The sequence below is a fragment of the Arthrobacter sp. efr-133-R2A-63 genome (assembly GCF_030209795.1).
Lineage (GTDB): Bacteria > Actinomycetota > Actinomycetes > Actinomycetales > Micrococcaceae > Arthrobacter > Arthrobacter bambusae_A.
In genome coordinates this window covers 150,424-175,241 of sequence record NZ_JARVRG010000009.1, presented here as the reverse complement: position 1 = coordinate 175,241, position 24,818 = coordinate 150,424, and the positions used below count along the sequence as shown (strand labels likewise).

Here is a 24,818-nt window from a genome sequence, read left to right as displayed (position 1 = left end):
TCAACCTTTCACGCCGGAACTTGCCACGCTGGCGACAAAGGATCTCTGGAAGATCAGGAAGACAACAAGCACCGGCAAGACAAAGAGGACTCCGAACGCTAGCACCGGTCCCCATTCCGGCGGCTGTGCGTTTTGGAAAACGCTCAGCTCCAGCGGAAGGGGCCGGAGTTTGGTGTCGGTAATCATGAGTACTGGCCAAAGATATTGGCCCCACTGGCCCAGGAAGGTCAGAATGGCTACCGTCGCGTAAGCTGGCAGGCTCATGGGGGCCACCACTTGGAAGAGGGTCCGCACCGGTCCGGCCCCATCGATCGTTGCCGCTTCTTCCACCTCCACGGGGATGCTGAGGAAGTACGTGTAGAAGAGGAAAATCGAGAACGCATTGGCCAGGAAGGGCAGGGCCTGGACGTATAGTGTGTTCCGTTGGCCGGAGAGCATGTAGTAAAGAGGCAGTGCCACCGCCTCGAACGGGATGATTGTCATGATGGTCACCAGGAGGAGCACGATGTTGCGTCCCCGCCACTTCATGCGCGCCAGCGCGTAGCCGGCGAGTGAGTTCACTAGCAGACCTCCGAGTACAACAATGGCGGTAACCGCCAGGGAGACCCCGGCGAACTGCCACACATATCCCGTGGTGTCGTTGGAGAACCGGTTAAACACGCCGGCATAGTTGTCGAGCGACAGGTCCGATGGAACCAAGGCGCTCAGGCCGCCCAGGACTTTGTCACCAGGCCTGAGGCTTCCGACCAACAAGTAGTACACGGGAACGAAGAAGATCAGGCCGAAGAAGACGAGCAGTGCATAGCGTCCGGTCCTCGAGAGCAGCCGGGACCGTTTGATGCTTCGGACGCGGGTCATCGGATGCTTCCTTCCTGACGGACGAGCCGGCGTTGGATGACGGCGACGATGGTGACAATGACGAGGAAGACCACGGCCATGGCTGCGCCTTGGCCGATGTTGTTCTGGTCATAGCCGGTAGTGATGACCTGGTACATCATTGTCTGGGTCGATTCGATATCAACGGATCCGCTTTGGCCGAGAAGGTACACCTGGTCAAAGAGGCGGAAAGAGAAGACCGTGGTCAGCAGTGCCACGAAGATGAGGGTGTTTCGAATTCCGGGCACGGTAACGTGCAGGAATTGACTCCATCGTCCAGCGCGGTCCAGGGAGGCAGCCTCATACAGGTCATGGGGAACAGCCTGCAGTCCCCCGAGGAGGATGATCATCTGGAAGCTCACGCTCTGCCAAATCGACATCACGATGATCGCCCCCATGGCAGTTGCGCTGCTTCCAAGCCAATCGTGCGGACCGACGGAACCGCCCGTGAACAGCGAAATTGCGGAATTCAGCAGGCCGTGGTCATCCCGTGCGAAAATGAGCCGCCACACGACGGCAACCAGGGCCAGCGGGAAAACGAGTGGCATGAAGAACATTGTGCGGAACACGGCCATGCCACGGAGCTTGCCGTTCACCAGAAGCGCTAGTCCCAGGGCGAGCGCCGTCTGGACAGGCACCACCACGGCCGCGAAGGTGAAGTTGTTACCCAGCGAATGCAGGAAGGCCGCGCTGATATCAGGGTCGGTGAAGAGCCTTGAATATTGCTCCAGCCCAATGAATCGTGGGGCCCGGGTGCTATTGAGCTGAAGCCGGTAGAACGACATCGCGATGGCGCCAAGGAACGGGATGGCGAGGAAAACGGCGAGAAGGATGAGCGCGGGGGCGGCCATCACCGGGCCCATGATCGCATGGGACGAGAGCCGCTTTCGCCGCTGGGTGGGCGGCGCCGTCCGCCTGGCCTGGGATCGAATAAGAAGAGTCATAACCTAGCCTTCGACGGTTACCGTACGGGGTAGGCAAGCCCACCCCGTACGGTAGCGATCACTTGTAGTTGTTGTTGTCCGCGAAATCGCGGTCGATCGCCCGTGCGGCTGCCTGGAGACTTGCAGCCACGTCGGCCCCGCCCCAGATGGCGGTAAGAGCCTTGCCGAACGATGACGTCACCACCGGATAACCCGCTGTCACGGGCCGCGATACGGCAACGCACTGCTGGGACAGCCGATCCTCTGTGGGGCAAGCTGCGTCGAGTTGGTCCCGCAAGAAAGCCAAGGGCTTGCCCGCTCCGTAAAGCGGAGAGGAGGCTGCGGTGGTTTTCGTCGCCGGCGGGGCCCCGTTAGCAGCGGTGTAAGTGGAAACGACGGGGTCGCTCATGAGGAAGTCAAGCAATTTGCCTGCTGCCGCGCCGTTCTTCGTGTGCCCTCCGAGGCTCCAGGCGATCGTTCCGGAACCGGTCTTTGCTCCCTTGCCGAAGTTGGGCAGCGGGCCCACGACGAGGTCGTTCCCGAGTGCCTTGGCATAGGCCGGGTACATCCAGTTGCCCATCCAGTTCAGCGCCACCTGACCGGACTGAAAGGCCGTGCCGTCACCGTCGGGGTTGGTGAACTGTTTCCACGAGGCGAACTTCTTCAGGGCGTTCACCGCAGTGTCCGAATCAAGCGCACCGGAAGCTTTGCCGTTGGCTATCATCGGTGTGCCGGCAGACCACAGGACCGGAGAGAAGCCGTAAATGCCGTATTCGGAGCTCAGTCCGTTGTTCTCCGCGATACCGAGAGGCTTGCCGTTGGGCACGACGGCGGAGAGCTTCTTGAGGACCTCGGTGAATTCGTCCGCAGTCCAGGCCTCTGACGCGCTCTTCGGCATCGTCACCCCGGCTTTGTCGAGCAGCTTCTTGTTGCCCCACATTGCCAGACCGGAGTTCATCATGCTCACGGCGTAGAGTTTTCCGTCCACGGTGTTCTGGCCTTTGACGGCGTCGGTCTGGTTCTGAACGGTGGCCGCTGAGACGTAGTCCGACAGTGGAGCGATCTTCTGCCCGTAGGCCAGGTTGGCGATCTGCGGCCCGTCGACTTCCAGGACATCGGGAAGGTCAGCGGGGCTGGAGGTCTGCAGGGCCTTTGCGAAAGAGTCAGCTGGCAGGAACTGCATCTTGACTTTGATGTCCGGGTGGGTGGATTCGAAGTCGGAGACGATCTTCTGGATCGCCGTGTTCTCCGCGGACTGGCCATCCAGCGCCCAGACCTTCAGGGTGCCCGTGCCGGACCCTGCCGAAATGTTCGATGCCGCCGACGGCGAGTCGGAGGCCGATGGTGCGCCGCAAGCCGCCAAGGCGACCGAGACGAGGGCGGCCAGGCCGCCCGCTGCGATGCTTCGCCGCCGCGGATGCGGGGTTGAGCGGAGGGTACTTAGTGTCATAGCTGGTGACTCCTTCGTCGTGTGAGATCTAAGGTTGAAAAATTTGCTAAATGGTTTTAGCCATGGTTTCGGACCTCTCCCAGGTTGTCAAGAGTGGTCTTTTTTGTTTCAGGGTGTGACTTGGCAAGAATCTCGCGGGGCCAACTCAGTCCCGCTGGACGGTGCGGAGCGCGTCAATAATCTGCGTCGCGCGATCGTCGCCGGCTTCCATCCAGTTGGTGAGGAAGGCAAACCCGGTGCCCGAATCAGGGTCCGCGAACGCTACCTGTCCGCCCGCGCCATCGTGGCCGAAGCCTCGAGGGCTGAGGTAGCTGCGGACCGCGGAGTCGAGCTGGAATCCCGCGCCCCAGCGCGGCCACGGACCGGTCGCATGGTAGACCGGCGCGCCTTCGCTCATGGGCATGAGAGCACGCTCAAGCGTCGCATCGTCAAGGATGCGGGCACCTTCAGTTTCAATGACGGTTGCAGACCAAATAGACGCGAGGGCACGTGCGGTGGCCACACCTCCGGCTCCGGGAATCTGGGCTGCCCGCACTCGCGAGTCGTTGAAACCGCTGGCGTCCCCGACGAGCTCAGGTGGCAGCGCACCCCCGAGAGTCATCGCCTGCAGATTCCATCCATCCGGCATCTCCGCAAGCGCGCGCCCGGCCTGCGCTTGGCTCTCACTCACTTGGACGTGCGCGACTCGATGCGCTTCCGAGGTGGGTAGCCCGATCCAGGCGTCCCCGGTCCACTGAGCGGTTGCGCGTCCGAAGTGGTCGCCGATTGACTCGGATGTGACACGGCGGATGACCTCTCCGGCGAGCCACCCGTGCGTGATCGCGTGGTAGGCATAGCCGGTGCCCGGTTCCCAGAGCGGGTCCTGCAGGGCCAGCCGGGAGGTCACATAGTCCCAGTCGAGGATCTGCTCGGTAGTGAATGGAATACGGGGAGCCGACAGGCCGGCCCTGTGGGCGAGGAGCTCTCCGACCGTGACATTCCCCTTGCCCGCCGTGGCGAACTCGGGCCAGTAGAGGTGAACGGGGGCGTCGTAGCGCAGCCGGCCTTCCTGGACCAGCCGCGCGGCAAGAATCGAGACGAGTCCTTTGGTGCAGGAAAACACCACGGTAGCGGTGTCTTGCTCCCACAGAGATCCCGTTCTTTCATCGGCAACTCCACCCCAGAGGTCCACCACCGTTTCTCCACCGACGAGGATAGCCAGGGCCGCACCCATGGTAGGACGGCCGTCGAATGCTCGGATGAAAGCTTCAGCCACCGGCTCGTACCCAGGTGCGACGGTTCCTTGTGTCTGCGTATGCGTCACTTGACGGCCTGCCGCTCTTGAAGCTCTGGGGCGAGCACAAAACCGTGACCATTCCATTCCACATCGCGCGGATCGGAAATGCGCCCGACGAAGTCACCCGTACCGGAAAGGTTCTCGAAGGCAAGAAGAACCGGACGCCCTGAACGGTTATGCACGATCCGACCACTGTAGAGGTGCTCGTCTGCCAGAAGGCTGGCCTGGTCGAGGTCGAAGGGACCGAGCGGTGAGGCTGCAGGGGCGAGCCATATCCCGCCTGGTAGCCCGGCCCGGGGCCCGGCGAGATGACTCCCGTCGCATGAAAAAAGCAGCCAGTCGCTCCCGGACAGCTCGACAATCTGGGGAACTTCGAGGTGAGCGAACCCGGCACTTCCTGTCAGCGCGGTGCCCACACTCCAGTTTTCAAGGTCGTCGGAACGCGCGTATCCGATAACGCCCCGGTTTCGCTCGTCGGGTCCACTCCGGCCGCGGGCAGTGATGACCATATGCCAGGATCCCGACGCGCTCTGAAATACCCAGGGGTCGCGCCAAGCTTCTTCGTGCCAGACGCTGTCGTCCAAGGTTTCATAGCCTCGCGGATCAGCATTCAGGGCGAAGTCAGCGGACTTGTGCCAGGTGTGCAGGTCGCGAGAAACCGCTACGCAAATGGTCTCGATATTAGTGATGGCGTCCGGACGTAGGAATCTCGAACCGGTGTAGAACATCCGCCAGAGCCCATCATCGCCACGTACGACACTTCCCGTCCAGGTTGCCGAGGCATCCGGTTCCGACGGTCCTCCGTGGACGAGAACCGTGCCGTGGTCCCGCCAAGTATGCAGATCCGCGGAGGTGGCATGGCCGATGGATGCGTTGCGGTGTCGAAGCTCGGGGTGGCCGAGCGATTTCGGGGCCTGCAGGTAGTAGAGATGGTAAGCCTCGCCATCGTCGGCGATCCAGAAATCCCACACCCAGTGGTCGTTCTTTGCGAATGTCATCGAGCGAACACCTGCTGGCGCGTCGCATCGAAATCTCGGCGCCGGGGAGCAATCGAAAGCATGAAGGAGTCCTTGTCTTTATCCGAAGAGTTGCCCGAAGAGGCGGTTTAATTCCTTGGCTAAAACCATTTAGCACCATATTCATGTCCAACCAGCAAGATGTCAAGCTCCACGGAGCACCTAGGTCGCGCTGGTTCCGTGGCGCCGCGCAGTCAAGTCGAAAGGCTGGTGCGATACGAGGAACCTGCAACCCGGCAAAAACTACGGTGACAAGGCAGTCCTGAAGGAGAAGCCGTCCATCACGGAGCAAACCAGCCCTGCCGAGGGCACGGTCGTGACCTGGCTCTTCCATGTGAAACCCACGGCTATCTGCACGGCTCGCGCTTCACGGCCGCGGGCAAACCGCTGGAGGGGCCGGCCACGCACAATTTGTTCAAGCTGCAGTAGGGGTTGGCGGGCTGGAACTCAGCGCGGGTTGAGGCCCAATCGTGCCGCCAGCTCGCCGGGGCGGTTGAAGCGGTAGAAGAATGGACCGAGTTCTCCCCTGTCCAGCGTTGAGGTCAGGGCGATGAGGCTTTCCAGCAGTGGAGCCTTCGTCAAGTCGCCGAGGTGGATCGGCTCGAATCCTGCGTCCCTGATGAGCTGCTCGGCCACCTGGCGAGCATCGGCGTCGGACGCGTAGAGGGTTCCTGGTGGCATTGGCTCGGCGTCGACCGCCTCATAGATCGACGCGAAATTGGTGTTGAAGGCCTTTGCGGTTGGGCCGCCGATCATCGCTTTGACCTGATGGGCGATCGAGTCGTAGCCCGGCAGCCGATCGCCGAAGGCATTGCTGGCATCGATGGTCACGTTGCCGTCGAGGCCGGCAATGTTGGCGAGCCCGACGGCGATCGAGTCTCCCGGGATGGCGACCACCACGACGTCGGCGCCGGTGGCATCACCGCCGTCACGGCTGAGCGCAGCCGCGTCGTGGCCTGCGGCTGTCCAGCGTCGAGCGAGGGCGCCGCCGACGTGACCCCGCCCAATCACGGTAATCCGCATGGATTCCACCTATTCATTTCGCGGCAAGCACCGACGACGGGCGCCTTCCGGAGGCAGCACCGCCGACTATTCGCTGGGGCACACCGGCTCGTGGCCACCCGATTCACCACGTGAATTTCGTTCGGCGTCGAGGCAATCATCGCAGCGACCAACGAATTGATGTGGGCAATCGGGGCCGCCATCGCCCTCCCCGCGGAGCAACGTAACTCTCATTCCGGCATCCTAGTCCCCCGCGCTGATCGTCGGAAGGCGTCCTTGCCGTGTCCTTCCTGGGAACAGCGAATGACCAGCCAGGCGTAGGGCGAGAAAACGCACCCGCAGTCGACGACGCTAATCCTCCTTTTCAAATGCCAAATTAATTACTCAGGTAGTAGGATTTCGCACGAAATTCTCTTTCAACAAAGACAAAAACGCCGTATGATTACTTGCAAGCTGTGAGTCTCAGGGGGGCACCTATATGAATAGGAGTTTACCTTGCAGCGTCTACATATTATTGCCTCAGCTACCGCATGCCTGTCTTTGATTGCGACCATCCTTATTGCCGCACCGGCACAGGCAGGTACTGCTCAAAGAAGCACGACACTACAGGAACGGGTAGATCAGCCGATACGGGCCGATACCAGCCTTGGAGTCCAGTCTGTCGCGTGGGATCAGGGGCTGTCGCCCGGGCGAAGCGCCAGTCCACTGCATGAAAACGCCAAGAAGCACGACGGCGTGTATGTGATGGACGGGAACGCCCCCGGAAGTGCTACTGTCCAAACGCAATCCCCCTCGGGTTCGGTACGGATTACCGTTCCCGGCAAAAAGTCAGAGACGAAACCTGCCCAGCTTAAGGGCGTCCCGATCGGGCACTTCATTGGCGAAGGCGCACCACTTTTGACCACCGCCCTGACCGGCGCGACAACGACCACCTACAGCATTCCACACGGCTCGCAAACATTGATCACAGTCGAATCGGACAAGGCACCTCGCTATTACCGATTCCCATTAGCTCTCTCGGCCGGATCCACCGCGAAGGTGGAAGCTGACGGTTCGGTACTCATTCGAGACGCCGCGGGAAGAGTTACAGGCACATTCGTCTCCCCGTGGGCATTCGACGCCGACGGCAAACCGGTGCCAACGACATTCAGGATTGAGGACGGTACCTTAGTTCAGCGCATTGACTTCAATTCCTCGAACGCATTTCCCATAACGGCCGATCCGAGCATTCAGTGGGTACCGTGGCCAGTCCTCGCGATCAGCGGCGCCGAGTTGCAGGTACTAGCGGGCCTCACGGCCACGGTTTTCGTCGGCGGAACGTGGGCAGGCTGCACATTCAGCAAGCTGACCGGGTGGATCGCAAAAGTCGTGAGCCAGATTTGTACCGTGATCGGCGTGGGTGGTGTTGCGTCTGTGATCGCTATCATCAATGGCACGTTTAGGGGTGCCAACCTTGTTGCCACAAAGTGCTATGGCATTAATCTTTCCAACCCGTCCTCTCCGCTACGGGATATGCCTGGGCGAGACTGCGGCTTCTGAGAGAAGGCAATCGTGAAATGGTACAGCTACGCGCATCCGCCGATCTTTATGGTTTCCCTGGCGATCCTTTTTATGACCAATTGGGACCTGTGGCTTCGAATCCTCTTACCATCGGTGGTTCTGGTGTTGTACGTGGTCAATGAAGCAGTTCTTCACAGGAGGAAGAAGGCCGCACGTGCACTCGCAGCCGAGCTCGAGCGCACCGACCCGATGGTGCACGCCTACCGGGAGCCGCCTTCCTAGTCCCTCGATCGACGATGCCCAATCATGGCGCGGAGGGGAGCGTCCCACCGCAGGGTGGGGCGCTCCTTAGGTCAGGCGGGGACTAAAAATGAATCGGAACTTCAATCGCAAACACCACATATTTTTTACCCAGGTAAGAAACCGGCTGCTCATTGTTGGCGTCATTGTCTGCACGGGCGGAATGCTCTTCGAAACGTTGGCCACAAACTTACGTTCGCTTCTTTTCCCCTCCAAGGCGGGGCCGGCGCGGGCGTCGGGCTATGGCTGACAGGCTTCATCGGTTCAGTCGTGCGCGTCTGGCTTGCCCTACTGAGCGCATCACTCGTAGCTCTGGGCATCGCAGCACACATACTTCGAAACCATATCCCGGACCTTCTCAACAACGATGGGAAGGACGGGTAGGCGGCAGCCAACCCGGTCGCAATACCCGAACCCCGGCAGGCGAGCGCAGATTCAGCGGCGATATCCTCGCGGCATGGGGAACTACAGAACGGGATATCTGGCCAGGGATGAACGGCGTGAGCGTCGGAGAAGGTTTCAGCGGAGACTGTCCTACGTTGGATTGGCGATTCTGGCTGTCGCCACGGGCGTCGTTGTCACGATCGCCCTCCGCCACTGAGACCGTCGCCTGGGGCAAGCACTCCGGCAGGCGGCGTCGCGAAGCGGACCGCGAGCGCGCCGCCGTCGTAATCCATCCTGAGTTGTAACAACTGGCTGCTGCCGGTGAATCGAAGGGCGTGCTCGGATAGCCTTCAACCATGGGGGCTGTGGGGTGGGTTCGGCGGGTGCTGGTTGTCGAAGATCAACCATTCATGCGCGGGCTGGTCGCCGAGGCCTTGAGGGGCGCGGAATTCGACGTCCATGACTGCGCGTCCGCGTCCGAGGCGATCTCCATGTTTGCCGCCGTCGATCCCGATGTTCTTGTGACGGACATCGATCTGGGAACCCGGCCCAACGGCGTCGAACTGGCGCATGTGGTGAGGTCGCTCTCGCCGGGGTGCGCGATCGTTTTCCTCACCAACTATCCGTCGGAGGCTGCCTTTTCCGAGTTGCCGGCGGGATCGACTTTCGTCAACAAGTCGTCCCTTGACTCCGTGGACGGCCTCATCAATGCCGTGAATTCAACCTTGGTGGAGCTTCCGGTCACCGTGACTCCCACTTTGTCGGCGGACGCAGCGCGGATCGGCGCGTTGACGCGTGTACAGCTGGATATCCTGCGCATGATTGCGGAGGGCTGGTCCAACGCTGAAATCGCGAAACAACGGGGAAGCAGCATGCGATCCGTGGAGAAGGCCGTTTCGCGCACGTTCGAGGCGCTCGGCTTGAACCGAATTCCGGGCGTGAACCCGCGTGTTGCCGCAGCGACGCTGTATGCGCGCACGTTCGGGTGGCCGGACCCTGCCGATAGCGACAAATGAGCGGCCGCTCCCCTGCACTCTGGGCCCGGGGCATCGGCGGTGACAATGCCCTGAGTCTCTGGTCGTGGCTTCTGACCCTGCCCTTGTCGCTGACTGTCATGAACGTGTTCGCCGGATCGAACACGCTGTCCGGGACCGGATCGGCCACGATGGTGGGGGAAAGTGCCGGCATCGCGATCCTGCTTCTTGCGCACGTCATGCTTGGTCTTTTGGGGATACTCCTCCGCCCTTTGATCACGGCACGCCCGAGCCTTAAGGGCAGGATCACGACGGCGTTCGGCACCTTCGCGTTGTTGGGCGCCTGCCGCCCGGTCCTCGTCGCCTGGTCCGCGCAGGTTCTGAACATTGCGGACCTCAGCGAAAATCTCTGGGCCCGCATCCTCATCAACGTCGGGATGGCCCTGGTTTTCCTTTCGGCGATTGCTATTCTGACGGACTGCATCCGCGGGCACGCCGTGCTTGAACGCCGGCTCCGCGCCGCGCGGGCAGCGATCGAGACGCAGCTCGGATTCGATGAGAACCGTCTGCGCTCGATCCGATCCGACTATGTCACCGAACTCTCCTCACGCCTTGACGCGGCCCTCCCTGCCGGGATGATGACAAGCCTCGACAGAGCCGAGGCCTCACGCCTGCTGCGGACGATCTCCGATGACGTCGTCCGCCCGATGAGCCACCAGCTCTTCCACGACCACTCACCTTGGCCCCATGACACGGCCCCTCCGCAGCGGCCCTCCCGGGCAGAACGCACCGAGCGACTCACGGATTTGATCCAGGCTTCACCGCTCGCATTGCCTGTGCTGCTCTTCGAATCACTCATCTCAGTGCGTCTGCTGACCGAATACGACGTTCTCTTCCTGCTGGTTCAGTGGGTTGTGGGCGGGGCCATTCTGCTCGCCGGAAACGCCGCGACGGCCCGGACGGTGCGGGGGATCACCAGTCCCCTGCGGCGAATCTCCGCCATGACCCTCTGCTACGCGGGCACGGCCGCAATTGGAGCGTCGGTGACCTGCCTGCTGCAGGACGCATTCGGCTATGCCCCGTACTTCTACTGGTCCGCCATCTGGGCCTATCCGCTGACTGCGCTCACGGTGGCGGTTCTTCGAGCTGCCGAGAGCCAACGACGGCGGCATGAGGTCAGGCTGGCACGCTCGCTCAACGAGCAACTCAAGCTAGCCGACCGCGCGCACCACAAGCTGCTCCACACCCGCCGGCGGGTCGCCCGGATTCTGCACACCAACCTTCAGGGAAACCTGGTTTCGAGTGCCCTCGCATTGACTGCTTCCGGAGGGAACGATCACGAAAAGGATCTTGCCCCGCCGCGGGTGAGGGACATCCTGCGGTGTGCCATAGCTGCTGCGGAAAGTGAGATCCTGGAGGAGTCGCCCGGGCAGTCGGTGCGCGGAGCAGCGAGTATCCAGGACCTGCTGAGTACCTGGGGGCGCGTTCTGAAGCTGTGCTGCGACATCGACCCTGGTGTGTGGGCCTTATGTGACGAGGACGCTGCCAGGGCTGAGGCAGTCATCGAAGTGCTCTCAGAAGGCTTCACCAACGCCATCCGCCACGGTGAACGAAACAATGTCCGCGTCACAATGTCAACGGACAACGGGGCCCTTCACATAAGCATCAGTTCGCCTGGCCGTCTCAGGGGCCGGATCCGCCCCAACCTCGGAATGACGACGCTTCAGGCCCTGTGCAAGGAGGTAACGCTGAGCCAGGATGGCGGCGACGTGGTTCTCCGTGTCAGCCTTCCATGAGTCAACGATGGGTCTCCGTGCCGGCAGATAGTAGTCTTGGACCCAAGTGCAGCACTGCCGCCCACATCCCGCTTTGGTAAGAGGACGGTATGACCCTTCTCCGCGATCCCGAAACACAGGCCACACCGCCTACCCGAAAGAAGCGTTTGTTCTTTCGGTCGATTGCTGTCGTTGCAACCTTGGCGATCGTCTGGGCCGTTGCCGGAATCTTTCTTTATGTGGCTCCGCCGTCTGATGAGCCGCAACACGCGGATGTGCTGTTCGTGCTCGGGCCGCCAGATCAACGCATGGTTTATGCCGAACAGTTGATGCAGCAAGGCTATGCACCCACGCTTGCGGTCTCAAGCCCGGTGGATCAACACGGCCGATTCGAGGCCGGCATATGTGGTGATCACCGCTCGTACCGAATTATCTGTTTCAACCCCGATCCATTCACTACCCAAGGCGAAGCGCGGGCGCTTAAAAATCTGTCTGTCCAGTATGGCTGGAAAAGCGCCAACGTCCTGACGGCCCAGTTCCACGTAACTAGGGCCCGCGTGATCGTCTCCCGCTGCTACACAGGTGACCTGCAGATGGTCGCTGACCGACGGAGTTTGCCGGTAATTTCTTTGATCAACCCCACCGATTCGTGGGCCTACCAGTACCTCTACCAAACAGCGGCATTCGTGAAAGTTGCGATCCACCCGAGTTGCTGAAGGTCAATGAGTGAGCGCGATAGCCGACACCACGGCGGCGATAACGAAGAACGTCACCAGCCCTAGATAGACAAACAGCTCCTGGCGAGTCCTCCGCGCCCGCTTGCGTCGCCATCCCGAACGGTATCCCCCATTGTTCATGGTGTCAGGCTAGAGGCGTCCAAAGAGTCGAATTAAGAGTGATGAGTACCTGTTCTTCCAGTCGCTTTTGAATTCGAGCTTGAGATTATTGAAGGTATCGGACTACAAATCCGCCAGCACTGTCCCCGGGTTCTCGATCGCGTCCGCAACATACCTCAGGAACCCAGCAGCCGTTTCCCCATCGCAAACCCGGTGATCGAACGCAAGCGTCAGCTCGGTGACCTTCCGGACGGCAAGTTGCCCCTCCACTACCCAAGGCTTGTCGATGATGCGGCCTACGCCAAGCATCGCTACTTCGGGGTAGTTGATGATCGCTGCAGAACCGTCCACGCCGAACACGCCGTAATTGTTCAAAGTGAAGGTGCCGCTAGCCAACTCCGTCGGCGTTGCCTTTCCCTCACGGGCGACGGCGGTGAGACGGCGGATCTCAGCATCGAGTTCCCGGGCGTTCAACAAGTGGGCATTGCGGACCGCCGGAACCACGAGGCCCCGGTCCGTCTGCGCCGCGAAGCCAAGGTTGATGCCGTCGAACGCGATGATCTCCTGCATTTCGCCGCCGGCCGTATCCTCTGCTGTGACAAACCGGGTGTTCAGCTCCGGGAATTTTTTTAGCCCAGCTGTGACAAAACGAGCGATGAACGCGAGCAGCCCAGGAGCGCCGTGCGGATCACGCTTCTTGAGTTCGGCACGCATCTCCAGGAGCGCAGTGGCGTCCACGTCGACCCAGACAGTTGCTTCGGGGATCTCGGCGCGGCTGCGGGTCATGTTCGCGGCTACGGCCTTCCGTATCCCGCGGACCGGAGTGCGCGAAGCCACCGTCAGGCCGGTACGCGAATCCTGGTCTCCGGTAGAGGACTGGACAACGGCGGGCACCTCTACCGGCATGGTCTCGCGCGTGGCCCCTCCGATGGCAGCCTCAATGTCGCGACGCAGGATGAGCCCGCTCTCCCCCGAGCCAGGCACGGCGTCCAACGAGACACCATGGTCTCTGGCCATCTTCCGCACCAAGGGGGAAATCACTGCAGAGAGCTTCCCCGGAATCCGCGTACGGGACAAAGAGAGTTCGGCAAAGTCTGGCTCCGGGCTCACCGGAATGGCAGAACCGGCAGAAACCTTCCGCGGCCTGGTGCGGCGGGCCTCGCCACCTCCGGATGTTCCGTAGCCAATGAGGACGTTCCCGGATCCGGCCTTCTCTTCGGTGCGGTAGGTTTCGGCAGCTGCGGCGACCGCGGATGGCTCGGAGACCTTTTCTTCCACAGGCTCGGGCTCAGCCTCTGGTGCAGCCGCAATCGAAGCACCAACAGGAGCGACTGAGATCAGCGGCTTGCCGACGTCGAGTGTCTGGCCGGCTTCGCCGTGCAGCACGGCGACGATGCCCGCGTACGGCGAGGGCACCTCCACCATGGACTTGGCGGTCTCCACCTCGGCGATCGGCTGGTCGACGCGGATCTCGTCGCCCACGGCCACAAGCCAGTTGACGAGTTCAGCCTCGGTAAGGCCCTCCCCGAGGTCCGGAAGCAGGAACACCTGCATTTCTGCGCTCATGGTCAGTTCTCCCATTGAAGGTCGTCAACGGCGTCGAGGATGCGGTCGACGCTTGGCAAGTAGTAGTGTTCCAGCTTCGGAGCCGGGTACGGGACGTCGAAGCCGGTCACCCGGCGGATCGGCGCGGCCAGGTAGTGGAAGCAGCGTTCCTGCACGCGGGCCACGATTTCGGAGGACACGGAGGCGAATCCGTGGGCCTCGGCGATCACCACAGCGCGCCCGGTCTTGCGCACCGACGCGCAGACGGTTTCGTCGTCGAAAGGCACGATCGAGCGGACATCGATCACCTCGAGGGAGCGGCCTTCCTCAGCGGCTGCAGCCGCGGCGGCGAGCGCCGTCGGGACCGAGGGGCCGTAGGCAATGAGCGTTGCATCAGTGCCGGGACGCGCGACGGCGGCGCGCCCCTCACTGCTGGAACCTGTCTCAGCGTTCGCGGCATGTTCGGCCCGGAGTGCGCCCAGGTCCACTTGGTCTTTGGACCAGTAAAGCTTCTTGGGTTCCATGAACATGACCGGATCGTCGGAATCGATGGCCTCGCGGAGCATACGGTAGCCGTCCGCGACGGTCGCCGGCGTGTAGACCTTCAGGCCTGCGGTGTGGGCGTAGTAGGACTCGGAGGAGTCGCAGTGGTGCTCCACGCCGCCGATCCCTCCCGCGTAAGGGACACGGATGACCATGGGCAGCTTGACGGCGCCCTTGGTCCGGTTATGCATCTTGGCGACGTGGCTGACGATCTGTTCGAAGGCCGGGTAAGCGAAGGCGTCGAACTGCATCTCGATCACGGGACGCATTCCGTTCATGGCCATACCTACGGCCATGCCCACAATGCCTGACTCGGCCAGAGGGGTGTCGAAGCAGCGCTGTTCTCCGAAGGTGGCCATGAGGCCGTCCGTGATCCGGAAGACGCCGCCCAGGCGGCCAACGTCTTCACCGAATACAAGGACGGAAGAGTCGGCTTCCATGGCGTCCGCCATCGCGGTGTTGAGCGCTTTGGCCATGGTGATGGTCTGGGGACCGGAGGCTTCGGCTACGGCTGCTGCACTTGCGGCCGCACTGGCGGTGGCGGAGCTGACATCGCCTGTTGCTGCGCGCTCGGTTGCCTCAGAGGATGTGGTAACGGCGGGGCTCATTTGCCTGCCTCCTTCTGGCTGGATGCCTCACGGGCGAGTTCATCGGCGAGCAGGGCGGACTGCTCTTTGAGTTGCGGGGTGGGTGTGGAGAAGACGTAGCGGAAGAGATTCTGTGGGTCTACCGGGACGTCCTCCCCCAGGCCTTCGCGGAGCTGGGATGCAACGGCTTCGGCCTTTGCCGCGATCCGGGTGGAACCGTCGTCGTCGAGGAGTCCGCGGTCGGTGAGGTACGCCGTCATGCGGGTAATGGGGTCCTTGGCGGTCCATTCGGCAACTTCGCTGTCCTCTCGGTAGCGGGTGGCGTCGTCGGCGTTGGTGTGGGCCTGCATGCGGTAGGTGTGGGCCTCGATGAGGAGGGGACCGGAGCCATCGCGAGCGAGTTTCACTGCCCGGTCCAGCACGGCGAGCAAAGCGACGAGGTCGTTGCCGTCAACGCGCTCACCGGCCATGCCATAACCGACGGCCTTGTGCGCCAGCGACGGCGCCACGGACTGCTGGCTCAGGGGTACCGAGATAGCGTACTTGTTGTTCTGTACGAAGAAGATGACAGGCAGGTGGAAGACGGCAGCGAAGTTGAGGGCCTCGTGGAAGTCGCCTTCGCTCGTGGCACCGTCGCCGCACATCGCCAACACCACGGTGTCCTCACCGCGCAGTTTGGCGGCATGCGCAACGCCGACAGCGTGGAGCAGCTGGGTGGTCAAAGGCGTGCACTGGATGCCCACCTTGTGCTTGGTGGGGTCGTAGCCGCCGTGCCAGTCGCCGCGGAAGATGGTCATGGTCTCCACAGGGTCGACGCCCTTGGACATGACTGCTACGGCATCACGGTAGGTAGGGAAGAGCCAGTCGCCTTCGCGGAGGCACAGGGCGGCGGCTACCTGGCACGCCTCCTGGCCGTGGCTGGAGGGGTAAACGGCCATGCGGCCCTGCCGGACGAGGGCGGAGTTCTGGCCATTCACGCGGCGCCCGACGACGAGTTGTTCGTAAGCAGCCATGAGTTCAGCGTCGCCAGGGATGGGATATTCGTGACCGGGCTCCGTACCCTGCTCAGCTTCGGGCTTGAGCACACCAGAAGGATTGACCATCTGGATCTGATGGCGTGCAGGCAGCATGTAGTCTTCCACGCTGATTCCGAACTTGCGCCGCACTTCGGAAGCCTGGTCGTTGGCTTCGGTATCGTCCGGCCGAGCGTCAGCCAGACCCTGGGCCTCATGGTCCGCGGAGATCGTCATTGGTCCGTCCTTCTGTATCCACTATTTGTCACCAGTATGTTCCCTGGAGAAGTTTCGTATCCAGCTCTGGGCAGAATCGTGGAAAAGCTTGCCTGAAACCCTTAGTCTGGAAGACGGATTGCAAATGTGAGCTGGGTAACGGGCCCACGCTGTGGACGAATTGGAGATGCAATGGCCGAGGTCGAAGCGGATCAGGCAGAGGTTCCTCTCGACCAAGTGGACAGGGACATCATTGCCGAGCTGACGCGGGACGGCCGCATGTCGGTTACCCAGGTGGCGGAAAACGTCCACATCAGCCGGGCGCACGCGTACTCAAGAATTTCCCGGCTGACGGGCGAAGGCGTGCTCACAAAGTTCACCGCGCTGGTGGACCCCATCAAGGCCGGCTTGAAGTCATCGGCCTACGTCACGCTCAAAGTGCAACAGCACTCCTGGCGCGAGCTTCGTGAAGAGCTTCGGCTCATTCCGGAGGTACAGCACATCGCACTGGTGGGTGGAGATTTCGACGTCATCCTGCTGGTCCGCGCCACCGACAATATTCACCTACGCAGGGTCATTTTCGACAGACTGCAGTCAATGCCAGGGGTGCAGGACACGCAGACGTTTTTGGTGTTCGAGGACTTGGATACGAGGTAGGACTGTATCCAGCCTCAACACACGACCTAGGACTTCCCCTTTCAGGCAATCACAACGAACGCCGAGCAGTGCCGGACCGTTGCGTGATGATTGCCATCGATAACAGGCCGAGCAGAATCCCCAAACTGCCCCATGCTGGGGCAGTTTCTTGCAGAGCCGGAAATGCAACGTATACGAAGACGAGCATTACCGTCACAAACGTACCCGTGACAATCGCAGCAGTCGTGATCAGAGCCTTTTCAGACATTAGAAATTGAGCCACTTCTCTCCGTTGCCGACTAGATCGATACCACCAAAACATTCATCGGCCCAACGCCTTCCGCGAAAGGGCGGCCGTCCATGTCGGTACGTTGGCTGACATGGCAAAATAATCACTCCCTCCACTGTCCAAGGATTCGGCTCCGTAAAATAGACACCGCTCGACGCATGAAGCGAGGGTGTCTTAGAACACGAGCGACTAGTTTGACAATGTTTCTTAGCTGCGCAGTTCGAAGTGAGACCATTGAAATCGGAGTCGCAGTCCGGTGTACAACAAAGTGCTCCAAGAGTTGCCTCGGCGATGTCCGGATTCCACGAACCTCGTTTGCAAGGTTCTTTCCGTGAATCATTTGGAGCCACATGGGATGCGGATCGAGGCCTCGAATGTTCCCATAGTTTGTCAGCTTGTCATGCCCGTCAATATGGACTGTTCTGGGCGCGCCGTCTACCGATCTTTTCTCGATAAGCGATATGAACGGACCCGATAGGTCCGTCCACCTGAACACGGCTCCGTCCTCTGCGAGCTGAAGGCCGGAGTTGAAGTTGATGAATTCAAAATCCTGACGAGCAAACTCATGCTGAATACGTTCAATAAAATCCTTGGCAACAGCATCATCGTTGTCCACACGGGTGGTGATTAGCCACGGGGAGGATGATCTTCCCTGAACCTCATCAGAAATTAGGTCCGTGGTGAGCGCGCCATCCACCCAAATCGGCTCAAACGCACCTTCGGAAAGCCTGTCGACTTCACGCTGGAACCATTGATCGCGTTCAGAGTCGAAAAACACTAGCCACCTGAAGGAATCGCTTGACTGCGCCCTCACAGAGGGCAGACAGAGGTCTTCAAAAAGTTCTAGTCGATGACGCAGCCATCCGTCACCGGCCCGCGCAGGGCCCTGTCGGGCATTGAAACGGGTCAACAAGAAATGATCGAAGTCAGTCATGATATCCCGCACCCTTTATGTCGAATGTTACAGACCAAAATCGCGTCTCCCTAAATCTCTTCTATGAAGGTTCTCAGCCCTTCCCCCCAAAGAGAATAGTTCCAGCTCTTCTCGGCAAATTCGCGTCCGCGCTGTCCCATTTCCCTCCGTAGTCCTTCGTCCCTTAGGAGATTCAAGGCTGAAACCCAGCCATCGATGTCACCGGGATCCACAAAAATGGCGGCGCCAGACCTTTCTATAGCGAGGGGGAGGAAACGGGAACGTGTCACGATCATAGGTTTCCCTAACGCCAGCGCATCATTTATTTCCGTCAAACCGGTCAATCGATTCGGCAACAGGGCCGGAACGGCCACAACGCTTGCCCTGGCGATGTCACCGATGACCTTTCTCGCTAAGTACACTCCGGGCGAGGCAGGATCTTCTTCAGAAAGGCCCGGCCGCACCAGATGAACGTTGGAAGGTGGGTCCGAGATAAGTTCCGCAGGATCGTAAACGACCGCCGCGTCGCCGGATCGGGCTAATCCCTGAACAAGCGTCGCAAGGTCCCGATTCGACTTACCCGCGCTTACGATGCCAAGCGATTCGTCTTTGGACTCATAAAGGGAACTGTTGAGTTCCGGTCCCCATGGGAGCGTGATCGACCTGCGCCTGACACGCATCGGAAGACACGAGCGGACATGCTCCGAGAGACAGATGAAACCAGCATGCAGTTTGGTACTTATGTTGCTCAATGCGCCAGGTTGAAGGGAATGGTGCATCACCGAAATGACTGGACGTCTTCTCAAAAAGGGAAGCGCTCTTGCGCTCCCCTGGTCGGCCGAGTAGTAAATATCAGCTTCCGTGCCAAGAGCGAAGGCTTCTTGATCCAGCTGGCCGAGAGCATACCTGGTTTTCCCAGAGAACTTAGCCAGCAGACCGCGTTCGTGCGGTTCTTGGAAGGGCGCCAAAATCATCTCATGACCCGCCGACGAAAGAGTATCCACTCCCCATGCGTGTTGCCGCGGTATACGGCCTTGATCGGCCATTCTCCACATTTTGTCGAGTGGGTAGTTATTCAGGCAGCAGATGCGCATGGCTCGATTCTAGGGGTACTCGAGCAAGGAGCTATGGCCAACATTTCGCATGAACCGTCAAAAAAGTCTTACTCAGCCCGGGGAGGAGGCGCGAGAGCAAATCATAACGACCGTTGCCCCACCGACGTGGTCCTTGATCAGACTAGTCTGAGCCCGGGTTGGCGCCGCTGACAGCAATTCACAGTCGGGTGCCCGTGTGACCGTCTCGGATAGCTTCCGAAACGTGAGCTGTACCGTGACGGAGTCGGCAATGAGGACAGTTACTATTGGAGTGACAGCACGCACATCACATTTCCTAGGTCGTGCCTGCGGGCGCCAGCCATAGCAATTGACTCAGGGGGACCTCAATTTGGACCTACGCGATTACCTTCGCATCGCACGCCGAAGCTGGATCTTGATCATCGCCTCAGCGCTTGTTGGTATCTTGGTCGGCGGCGCCGCGTCTGTGCTCATCCGGCCGACGTACACGGCAAAGACTCAACTGTTCGTTGCAATACAGAGCTCTGGATCAATTCAAGAACTCCAGCAGGGCAACACGTTCAGTCAGGCGCGAGTGCAGTCGTATGTCAAAACAGTCGACTCTCCGATCGTGCTGCAGCCCGCTATCGACGCTCTGGGGTTGACAATTTCGCCCGAGGAGTTGGCCAACCAGGTACAGGCCAAGACTGACCTGAACACCGTGCTCATCGACATCGACGTCTCTGACAGTTCTCCAGTTCAAGCGGCAGCGATCGCCCAAGCTGTGGCTAAGAGCCTTATTTCCGCCGTCGACTCCTTGGAGAGGCCAAAAACCGGCGGATCGTCGCCTGTTAGCCTTTCTATCATCAGCCCGGCGACGGCGCCAACCGCGCCATCTGCTCCAAACACTCGGCTTAACCTGGTTCTCGGTCTCTTGATTGGACTGGCAGCCGGTATCGGCTCCGCCATCCTGCGTGCACATCTCGATAACAGGATCCGGGGCGAGGCCGACCTCCGCCGAGTGACCGAGGCCTCTTTGCTAGGGGCAATCTCGTTCGATCAAGACGCGACTAAAAAACCGCTACTGACCCAAGCACCGGCACAAAGCCCGCGAGCCGAATCATTCCGCCAGTTGAGAACCAATCTTCAATTCGCCAACGTTGCTGGCCATGCACAAACCATTCTGGTTACTTCTTCGCTTCCTGGGGAGGGGAAAAGCACCACGGCAACCAACCTCGCAATAGCTCTCGCCCAGGCTGGGCAAACCGTATGCCTTGTCGACGCCGACCTCCGTCGTCCTATGGTCGATGAATACCTCGGGCTCGATCGAAACGCTGGCCTTACGACCGCTCTGGTTGGGGACGCGGATGTCGCCGACCTCATGCAGCCTTGGGGGGAAGACAACCTCTTCGTTCTCACATCAGGAAGGATCCCACCAAACCCGAGCGAACTTCTGGGATCCGGCGAAATGCAGAATTTGATCTCCAGGCTTGAACAGTCGTTTGATTCTGTGATTATCGACGCGCCTCCTCTCCTCCCCGTGACTGATGCCGCTGTTCTTTCCCAGCACGTTGGCGGAGTAGTCGTGGTAGCCAGCGTTCAAAAGATTCGTCAACACGATCTTGAGAAGTCACTTGCCGCGCTTCGCTTGGTAGATGCGAAAATCCTAGGTGTAGTGCTGAACCGCCTCCCGGCGAAGGGGCCGGATTCATACGCCTACGGGTACTACGCCGACACTGAGCGACCGAAGCAAGGATCCTTCCGTGTCGAATCGCGCGAACGACCGGAGTCGCTCAACCAATGGGTCTTGGATTCAGGTGATCCTGATGTCACTGAGGAGTCGAGGCCGGCCTCCCATTTCCCGTCAGACCGGTTGAGGCGCGGATAACATCCGCCACGGCCCTAGGGAGAAAGCAGCAGTCTCTCTGGGACTGCCCTACATATGCAGCAGTTAGTCGATGCTTGACGGTGCCCCCCGGTCTGCTCGGTCGAACCGTTCGACTGCTAACCGTGCGACGAAGTGACGGCATGTCACAAACCCAGCCAACGAGCGATCACGTTCGGTCCATGCTGACGAGAACACTCGCGACGACGGGTGTCCCCTCTGTGGGGGCATTTGGCCGCGAGTCGCGCGGAAAAATGCGAGCCGAAGCAGTCTTCGCTCTCGGGCGTTTTCGGCGCCGGCCTGCCGGTAGGAATGCGGCCGTCACCCCCTCGGACTGGCTCAGGTAGCGGACTCCGTCATCGGCGAGATTGACCTAGTTGTGGAGGCCGGCTTTGGTGGCTCTTCACGGTTCGTGGTGATTGTTCTGCCGTGATGGATGTTCATGCCGCTGGTTTGGCGGCACTGCGCAACAGGATACGCGTCTTGTAGTTGCGTGCGTTGGTGAATCCCCGGCCTGTCCGTTTGATGTGTTTGATGGCTGTGTTGTTGGCTTCTACTTTCGCCGTGGTCGCACCGGTGACAATGAGGACTTCGATTTCTTTCCACCACCGGCAGATCGTGCGCCAGAGCCGGTTCGTTTCCGGCTGCGCGGCTCGTTCGACCAGTTCCTTCAGGTGGTCTTTCGCCGCGGCCGCGTCGGCAAGAGACCCGGTGGCGAGCAGCGTCCGGAGCTGTTCTTTGACCAGCCACGCAGCCTGCAGCTTCCCGGTGGCGAACACGGTGCTGAGCCTGTTCCGTGCCCGGTCCGAGAGCGTGTCGGCGCCGCGCAGGAGCAGCCGTCGGTTGGCCCAGACCGGGTCGATGGAGCGTCCCCGCCGGCCGTGGACCTGCTGGGTGAGTCGTTGCCGGACTTCGGTGAGCATGTCGAGCGCCGGGCTTGACCAAATGGAACGCGTCGACCGAGACCGCGGTGCGCGGGAGCCACATCCGCAGTGCCTTGCGGAATGCCGCTGACGGGTCGATCGCGACGACCTGCACGCCCAGACGCCACTGCAGCGGCCGGGCGAACAGCCAGTCCCCGACGCCCTCACTGTCACGCCCGTCCACGATCCCGAGCACTTGTCCGCTGTCCAGATCGACAATAGTCGTCATCCAGGGTAAGTACCGTTTCCAGGCGTTCGTTTCGGGATCCCGGAAGAACCGCACGGACCGGTAGCGGTGTTCATCGATGCCGAGCATCCGTGGCGCCAGGCCGTCGACATCGGGCAGTGTCAGCGCCGCGGAATCCAGGGCCCGCTGGACCAGCCACCATGAGACGCCGAACGATGCGGCCGCTTCCGCAGCGGCCCTTCCGGATCCAATGACGGCGGACACGAGGGCATCGCGAAGCCGGCGGGTGGACCGGGCGCGGCGCGGCACCTGGGCAGTCTCCTCCGCGAACGTCCGCCGCGGGCACAGATACTCATCGCAGAAGAATCTCCACTTGGACCAGATCACTTCGACCGGGCCGGCCACCGGGATGTCACGCAGGCGTTGGGGGCGGCGTGAATGCACGCGGGTACTGATGACGCCACAGCACGGGCACCCGGCCTCGGCCGTGGCTTCGACGCGGACCCGCCGCTGCCCGAAAGCGAGGACCTCAGCTCGTAGCTCCTGACTCTTGATGAATGCGTAGAGAACATCCATCACAGCAGGGCTACGAGCCCTTCAGCTCTCAAGACACGGAATCCGTTTCACCACGAACCACGGAGAGCCGCTTTGGTGGTGGAGGGTCAAGGAACAGCTGCGGGTCTTGCTGCGCACCGGCTCCCTGGAAGACGCCGCGACGGCGAAGAAAGAACTCGAAGAACTGGTCAAGGCAGCCGCTCGACCGGAGACGAACAGGCTCTACCGCACCTTCTGCAGGTGGTGGAAAGAGATTGAGGTACTGATCTTTACCGGCGCCACGACGGGCAAGGTCGAAGCCAACAACACAGCCACAAAAAAATATCAAGCGCACCGCCCGTGGCTATCGCAACCCCGCCAACTACAAATCGGTTATTCTCTTGAGAAGTGCTGCCCGGGCGGCGGCATGACGCCCATCCCAGGGATCTATTTCCCCACGAACCGTGAAGAGCCCTCAAACATCACCGCGAGCCCACCTCAGCTTCCACGACCCGCCGAGCAATACCAGCCGATCATTCCTCGAGACCAGCAGATTCAGGACCCAGATAAACACTCAAATACGACAAACTCTTAGAACTTAGTGTTTTGGCGTCCGAGACCTTGAACCGAAAGACCATTCGTCGAAGCGCGGGACAGTATCCCGAACGCGATACCGAGCAACGCAGGCCACCGCGAAGTTGTCATCATGAACGGTGCAGTGAAAGATGCAATCAGATAGATCGGAATAAAGTATGCTGCACAATAAAATATTGTGCTAAATTCCAATCTAGGACGCAAAACAACCGCGAACGATGTCCTGGTAAATATATAGATGATTACGGCACTTAGTACGAGGCCTGTCAGCCCAAAACGAAGCCAATTCAGCAGCACCTCGTCATGAACATATATACTCGACCCCTGGGTTAGAAAGCCAGGAAGCTGGGGCGATGCTGGACCGTATCCCCCTGGATTGGCAAACGCATAATCTAAACCAATTCTAATGTCATCAACGTGCCCCTGGGTGGATTCATCCGAAGCGGCACCGCCTAGTGTCTCGTACGATGAAACAATACGATCCCAGAAGGAAACAATCAGGTTTTGAACGGTCAACAGGCCCAAAAGTACTAAAGCAGTGCCAACCGCGATCACCCTTAAAATCACTCTGCGAAACGCTCTATTGACCAGGCCAGTTAGCAGTAATATCAACACGAGCGCGACAAGGACTGATCTCCTAAAAGACACCAGCAAAACGACCGCCGAGCAAATCGCGGCAGCCACCGTCACCGCCGACCGAGCGCGTTGGCGAAGAATTGCCAAGAGAACGGCTGCAGCAACCGCCGCCGTAGCCGTGTCATAGTACACAAGCCGGCCGCCGAGACTCAATCCGCCACCCGTCGCCGCTACCGGAAGACCAACCATCGCCAGCCCGACCATGCTCAGTCCAACAACCACCGCAAGGGATTTACCACCGGCCTCCTGCGGAGAGTATGCACCTACGAGCCAAGCGAGTAGAAAAAGCATGAGCGGGCGAGCGACTTGGCCAAACACTGAGGGGATATTCAAACCGGCGAAAAGTCCGATTGAGATCGACAAAGCCAAGAATATTAGTATAACCAAGAGCGGTCGCTTGTCGGATGCAGCGCTAAGCTTGTCCGACCAGTCGTATTTTATGGCTGCTACGACCGCAGCCGCGACGAAGAAATAGAAAACAATTGGCAGGCTTCCGAACTCTACAAAATAGAATTGGTAGCCTAAGACCGTTAGACCGCCTTGGCCAAACTTAGGATTTATCTCTTGACACACAACCAAAGCGAGTGTCGAAAAAAGTAAAGGTCGCCAGAAAAGTGCAGCACAACCTACAACAGCGGCAATAACCATCAATCCGGTTGAGGTAGTTGCCCCAAATGCCCCGATTGCAGCGATAATAATCGTTATGAAAACAGCTACGAAACTCATAATCGGATCCGAAATCCCTCCGGAAAAGATCCGACGGACATTCCGACCGCTATCATTCCCTTCAACACGGGCACGCAATTCAGTTATCATAACGCCCCACATCGCACATAGCTGCCGGACTTCTCAAACAGGTGGGAGCCACATGTCTGGAATAATAATCCAATCCAGAGTTCGTTATTCCGAACCTACTCGGAGTCGTGATCGCGACACCCACCTCAACAACTGCT

At 60.2% G+C, this 24,818-nt stretch carries 21 protein-coding genes and 1 pseudogene; 8 read left to right on the top strand and 14 right to left on the bottom strand.

Features of this window, described 5'->3' with window-relative positions:
* The 6 genes from QRN45_RS05000 to QRN45_RS04975 form a co-directional block, all read right to left on the bottom strand.
* Complete coding sequence (locus QRN45_RS05000) at positions 1-858, bottom strand: carbohydrate ABC transporter permease (protein WP_241706953.1); 858 nt, start codon at positions 856-858, stop codon at positions 1-3.
* Positions 855-1,820, bottom strand: a complete 966-nt coding sequence (locus tag QRN45_RS04995; RefSeq protein ID WP_241706948.1) for a carbohydrate ABC transporter permease — start codon at positions 1,818-1,820, stop codon at positions 855-857. The genes QRN45_RS05000 and QRN45_RS04995 overlap by 4 nt, the downstream gene beginning before the upstream one ends.
* Positions 1,821-1,878: 58 nt before the next feature.
* Positions 1,879-3,249 carry an ABC transporter substrate-binding protein gene (locus QRN45_RS04990; protein ID WP_241706907.1) on the bottom strand — a complete coding sequence of 457 codons (1,371 nt, stop codon included), beginning with the start codon at positions 3,247-3,249 and terminating at the stop codon, positions 1,879-1,881.
* A 145-nt stretch (positions 3,250-3,394) separates the two neighbouring features.
* Positions 3,395-4,504 (bottom strand): serine hydrolase domain-containing protein, encoded by a 1,110-nt coding sequence (locus QRN45_RS04985; RefSeq protein ID WP_241706906.1) that lies wholly within the window; start codon positions 4,502-4,504, stop codon positions 3,395-3,397.
* 44 nt (positions 4,505-4,548) lie between these two features.
* Positions 4,549-5,523, bottom strand: a complete 975-nt coding sequence (locus tag QRN45_RS04980) for a glycoside hydrolase family protein (RefSeq protein WP_284762543.1) — start codon at positions 5,521-5,523, stop codon at positions 4,549-4,551.
* A gap of 465 nt (positions 5,524-5,988) precedes the next feature.
* On the bottom strand, positions 5,989-6,564 hold the full coding sequence (locus tag QRN45_RS04975; RefSeq protein WP_241706881.1) for an NADPH-dependent F420 reductase: 576 nt from the start codon (positions 6,562-6,564) through the stop codon (positions 5,989-5,991).
* A gap of 474 nt (positions 6,565-7,038) precedes the next feature.
* Between QRN45_RS04975 and QRN45_RS04970 the strand changes: the two genes are divergently transcribed.
* From QRN45_RS04970 to QRN45_RS04950, 5 genes are all read left to right on the top strand, one after another.
* A complete protein-coding gene (locus tag QRN45_RS04970) occupies positions 7,039-8,082 on the top strand; it encodes a hypothetical protein (RefSeq protein ID WP_241706879.1) in 1,044 nt (347 codons plus the stop codon).
* Positions 8,083-8,094: 12 nt separating this feature from the next.
* On the top strand, positions 8,095-8,325 hold the full coding sequence (locus tag QRN45_RS04965; RefSeq protein WP_241706878.1) for a hypothetical protein: 231 nt from the start codon (positions 8,095-8,097) through the stop codon (positions 8,323-8,325).
* 758 nt (positions 8,326-9,083) lie between these two features.
* Positions 9,084-9,743, top strand: a complete 660-nt coding sequence (locus QRN45_RS04960) for a response regulator transcription factor (protein ID WP_241706876.1) — start codon at positions 9,084-9,086, stop codon at positions 9,741-9,743.
* Complete coding sequence (locus tag QRN45_RS04955; RefSeq protein ID WP_241706873.1) at positions 9,740-11,497, top strand: sensor histidine kinase; 1,758 nt, start codon at positions 9,740-9,742, stop codon at positions 11,495-11,497. The genes QRN45_RS04960 and QRN45_RS04955 overlap by 4 nt, the downstream gene beginning before the upstream one ends.
* An 89-nt stretch (positions 11,498-11,586) precedes the next feature.
* Positions 11,587-12,192, top strand: a complete 606-nt coding sequence (locus QRN45_RS04950) for a YdcF family protein (protein ID WP_241706863.1) — start codon at positions 11,587-11,589, stop codon at positions 12,190-12,192.
* 3 nt (positions 12,193-12,195) lie between these two features.
* Here QRN45_RS04950 and QRN45_RS04945 read toward each other — a convergent pair whose 3' ends face one another.
* From QRN45_RS04945 to pdhA, 4 genes are all read right to left on the bottom strand, one after another.
* Positions 12,196-12,333: a hypothetical protein gene (locus tag QRN45_RS04945; protein ID WP_241706845.1), complete on the bottom strand. Its 138-nt coding sequence runs from the start codon at positions 12,331-12,333 to the stop codon at positions 12,196-12,198.
* 102 nt (positions 12,334-12,435) lie between these two features.
* Positions 12,436-13,878: a dihydrolipoamide acetyltransferase family protein gene (locus QRN45_RS04940; protein WP_241706843.1), complete on the bottom strand. Its 1,443-nt coding sequence runs from the start codon at positions 13,876-13,878 to the stop codon at positions 12,436-12,438.
* 2 nt (positions 13,879-13,880) lie between these two features.
* Positions 13,881-15,008: an alpha-ketoacid dehydrogenase subunit beta gene (locus tag QRN45_RS04935; protein ID WP_241706841.1), complete on the bottom strand. Its 1,128-nt coding sequence runs from the start codon at positions 15,006-15,008 to the stop codon at positions 13,881-13,883.
* The gene (gene pdhA, locus QRN45_RS04930; protein WP_241706839.1) at positions 15,005-16,237 is read right to left on the bottom strand and encodes a pyruvate dehydrogenase (acetyl-transferring) E1 component subunit alpha; all 1,233 of its coding nucleotides are present in this window, start codon (positions 16,235-16,237) and stop codon (positions 15,005-15,007) included. Before pdhA ends, QRN45_RS04935 begins: the two co-directional genes overlap by 4 nt.
* Before the next feature lie 171 nt (positions 16,238-16,408).
* Here pdhA and QRN45_RS04925 point away from each other — a divergent pair, with 171 nt between their 5' ends.
* A complete protein-coding gene (locus QRN45_RS04925) occupies positions 16,409-16,873 on the top strand; it encodes an Lrp/AsnC family transcriptional regulator (RefSeq protein ID WP_078107783.1) in 465 nt (154 codons plus the stop codon).
* Between the two features lie 371 nt (positions 16,874-17,244).
* On the opposite strand, the gene QRN45_RS04920 is transcribed toward QRN45_RS04925, so the two are convergent.
* Together QRN45_RS04920 and QRN45_RS04915 are read right to left on the bottom strand one after the other, a co-directional pair.
* Positions 17,245-18,075 carry a glycosyltransferase gene (locus QRN45_RS04920; RefSeq protein WP_241706837.1) on the bottom strand — a complete coding sequence of 277 codons (831 nt, stop codon included), beginning with the start codon at positions 18,073-18,075 and terminating at the stop codon, positions 17,245-17,247.
* 50 nt (positions 18,076-18,125) lie between these two features.
* The gene (locus QRN45_RS04915; protein ID WP_241706835.1) at positions 18,126-19,148 is read right to left on the bottom strand and encodes a glycosyltransferase; all 1,023 of its coding nucleotides are present in this window, start codon (positions 19,146-19,148) and stop codon (positions 18,126-18,128) included.
* Positions 19,149-19,476: 328 nt separating this feature from the next.
* On the opposite strand from QRN45_RS04915, the gene QRN45_RS04910 reads away from it, so the two are divergent.
* On the top strand, positions 19,477-20,994 hold the full coding sequence (locus QRN45_RS04910; protein ID WP_443627208.1) for a tyrosine-protein kinase domain-containing protein: 1,518 nt from the start codon (positions 19,477-19,479) through the stop codon (positions 20,992-20,994).
* A gap of 437 nt (positions 20,995-21,431) precedes the next feature.
* Here the strand turns inward: QRN45_RS04910 and QRN45_RS20990 are convergent.
* Positions 21,432-22,632 (bottom strand): annotated as a pseudogene (locus QRN45_RS20990) (ISL3 family transposase); the annotation flags it as partial.
* 151 nt (positions 22,633-22,783) lie between these two features.
* On the opposite strand from QRN45_RS20990, the gene QRN45_RS04895 reads away from it, so the two are divergent.
* The gene (locus QRN45_RS04895) at positions 22,784-23,230 is read left to right on the top strand and encodes a transposase (RefSeq protein ID WP_241706833.1); all 447 of its coding nucleotides are present in this window, start codon (positions 22,784-22,786) and stop codon (positions 23,228-23,230) included.
* Here QRN45_RS04895 and QRN45_RS04890 read toward each other — a convergent pair.
* A complete protein-coding gene (locus tag QRN45_RS04890) occupies positions 23,227-24,591 on the bottom strand; it encodes an O-antigen ligase family protein (protein ID WP_241706824.1) in 1,365 nt (454 codons plus the stop codon). The two genes, QRN45_RS04895 and QRN45_RS04890, sit on opposite strands and share 4 nt — an antisense overlap.
* Positions 24,592-24,818: the final 227 nt, after the last annotated feature.

Bases quoted from the DNA above. Each gene is read 5' to 3' on its own strand.
- QRN45_RS05000 (WP_241706953.1), bottom strand. From the start codon at position 858: ATGACCCGCGTCCGAAGCATCAAACGGTCCCGGCTGCTCTCGAGGACC.
- QRN45_RS04995 (WP_241706948.1), bottom strand. From the start codon at position 1,820: ATGACTCTTCTTATTCGATCCCAGGCCAGGCGGACGGCGCCGCCCACC.
- QRN45_RS04990 (WP_241706907.1), bottom strand. From the start codon at position 3,249: ATGACACTAAGTACCCTCCGCTCAACCCCGCATCCGCGGCGGCGAAGC.
- QRN45_RS04980 (WP_284762543.1), bottom strand. From the start codon at position 5,523: ATGACATTCGCAAAGAACGACCACTGGGTGTGGGATTTCTGGATCGCC.
- QRN45_RS04975 (WP_241706881.1), bottom strand. From the start codon at position 6,564: ATGCGGATTACCGTGATTGGGCGGGGTCACGTCGGCGGCGCCCTCGCT.
- QRN45_RS04960 (WP_241706876.1), top strand. From the start codon at position 9,084: ATGGGGGCTGTGGGGTGGGTTCGGCGGGTGCTGGTTGTCGAAGATCAA.
- QRN45_RS04955 (WP_241706873.1), top strand. From the start codon at position 9,740: ATGAGCGGCCGCTCCCCTGCACTCTGGGCCCGGGGCATCGGCGGTGAC.
- QRN45_RS04950 (WP_241706863.1), top strand. From the start codon at position 11,587: ATGACCCTTCTCCGCGATCCCGAAACACAGGCCACACCGCCTACCCGA.
- QRN45_RS04945 (WP_241706845.1), bottom strand. From the start codon at position 12,333: ATGAACAATGGGGGATACCGTTCGGGATGGCGACGCAAGCGGGCGCGG.
- QRN45_RS04940 (WP_241706843.1), bottom strand. From the start codon at position 13,878: ATGAGCGCAGAAATGCAGGTGTTCCTGCTTCCGGACCTCGGGGAGGGC.
- QRN45_RS04935 (WP_241706841.1), bottom strand. From the start codon at position 15,008: ATGAGCCCCGCCGTTACCACATCCTCTGAGGCAACCGAGCGCGCAGCA.
- pdhA (WP_241706839.1), bottom strand. From the start codon at position 16,237: ATGACGATCTCCGCGGACCATGAGGCCCAGGGTCTGGCTGACGCTCGG.
- QRN45_RS04925 (WP_078107783.1), top strand. From the start codon at position 16,409: ATGGCCGAGGTCGAAGCGGATCAGGCAGAGGTTCCTCTCGACCAAGTG.
- QRN45_RS04920 (WP_241706837.1), bottom strand. From the start codon at position 18,075: ATGACTGACTTCGATCATTTCTTGTTGACCCGTTTCAATGCCCGACAG.
- QRN45_RS04915 (WP_241706835.1), bottom strand. From the start codon at position 19,148: ATGCGCATCTGCTGCCTGAATAACTACCCACTCGACAAAATGTGGAGA.
- QRN45_RS04890 (WP_241706824.1), bottom strand. From the start codon at position 24,591: ATGAGTTTCGTAGCTGTTTTCATAACGATTATTATCGCTGCAATCGGG.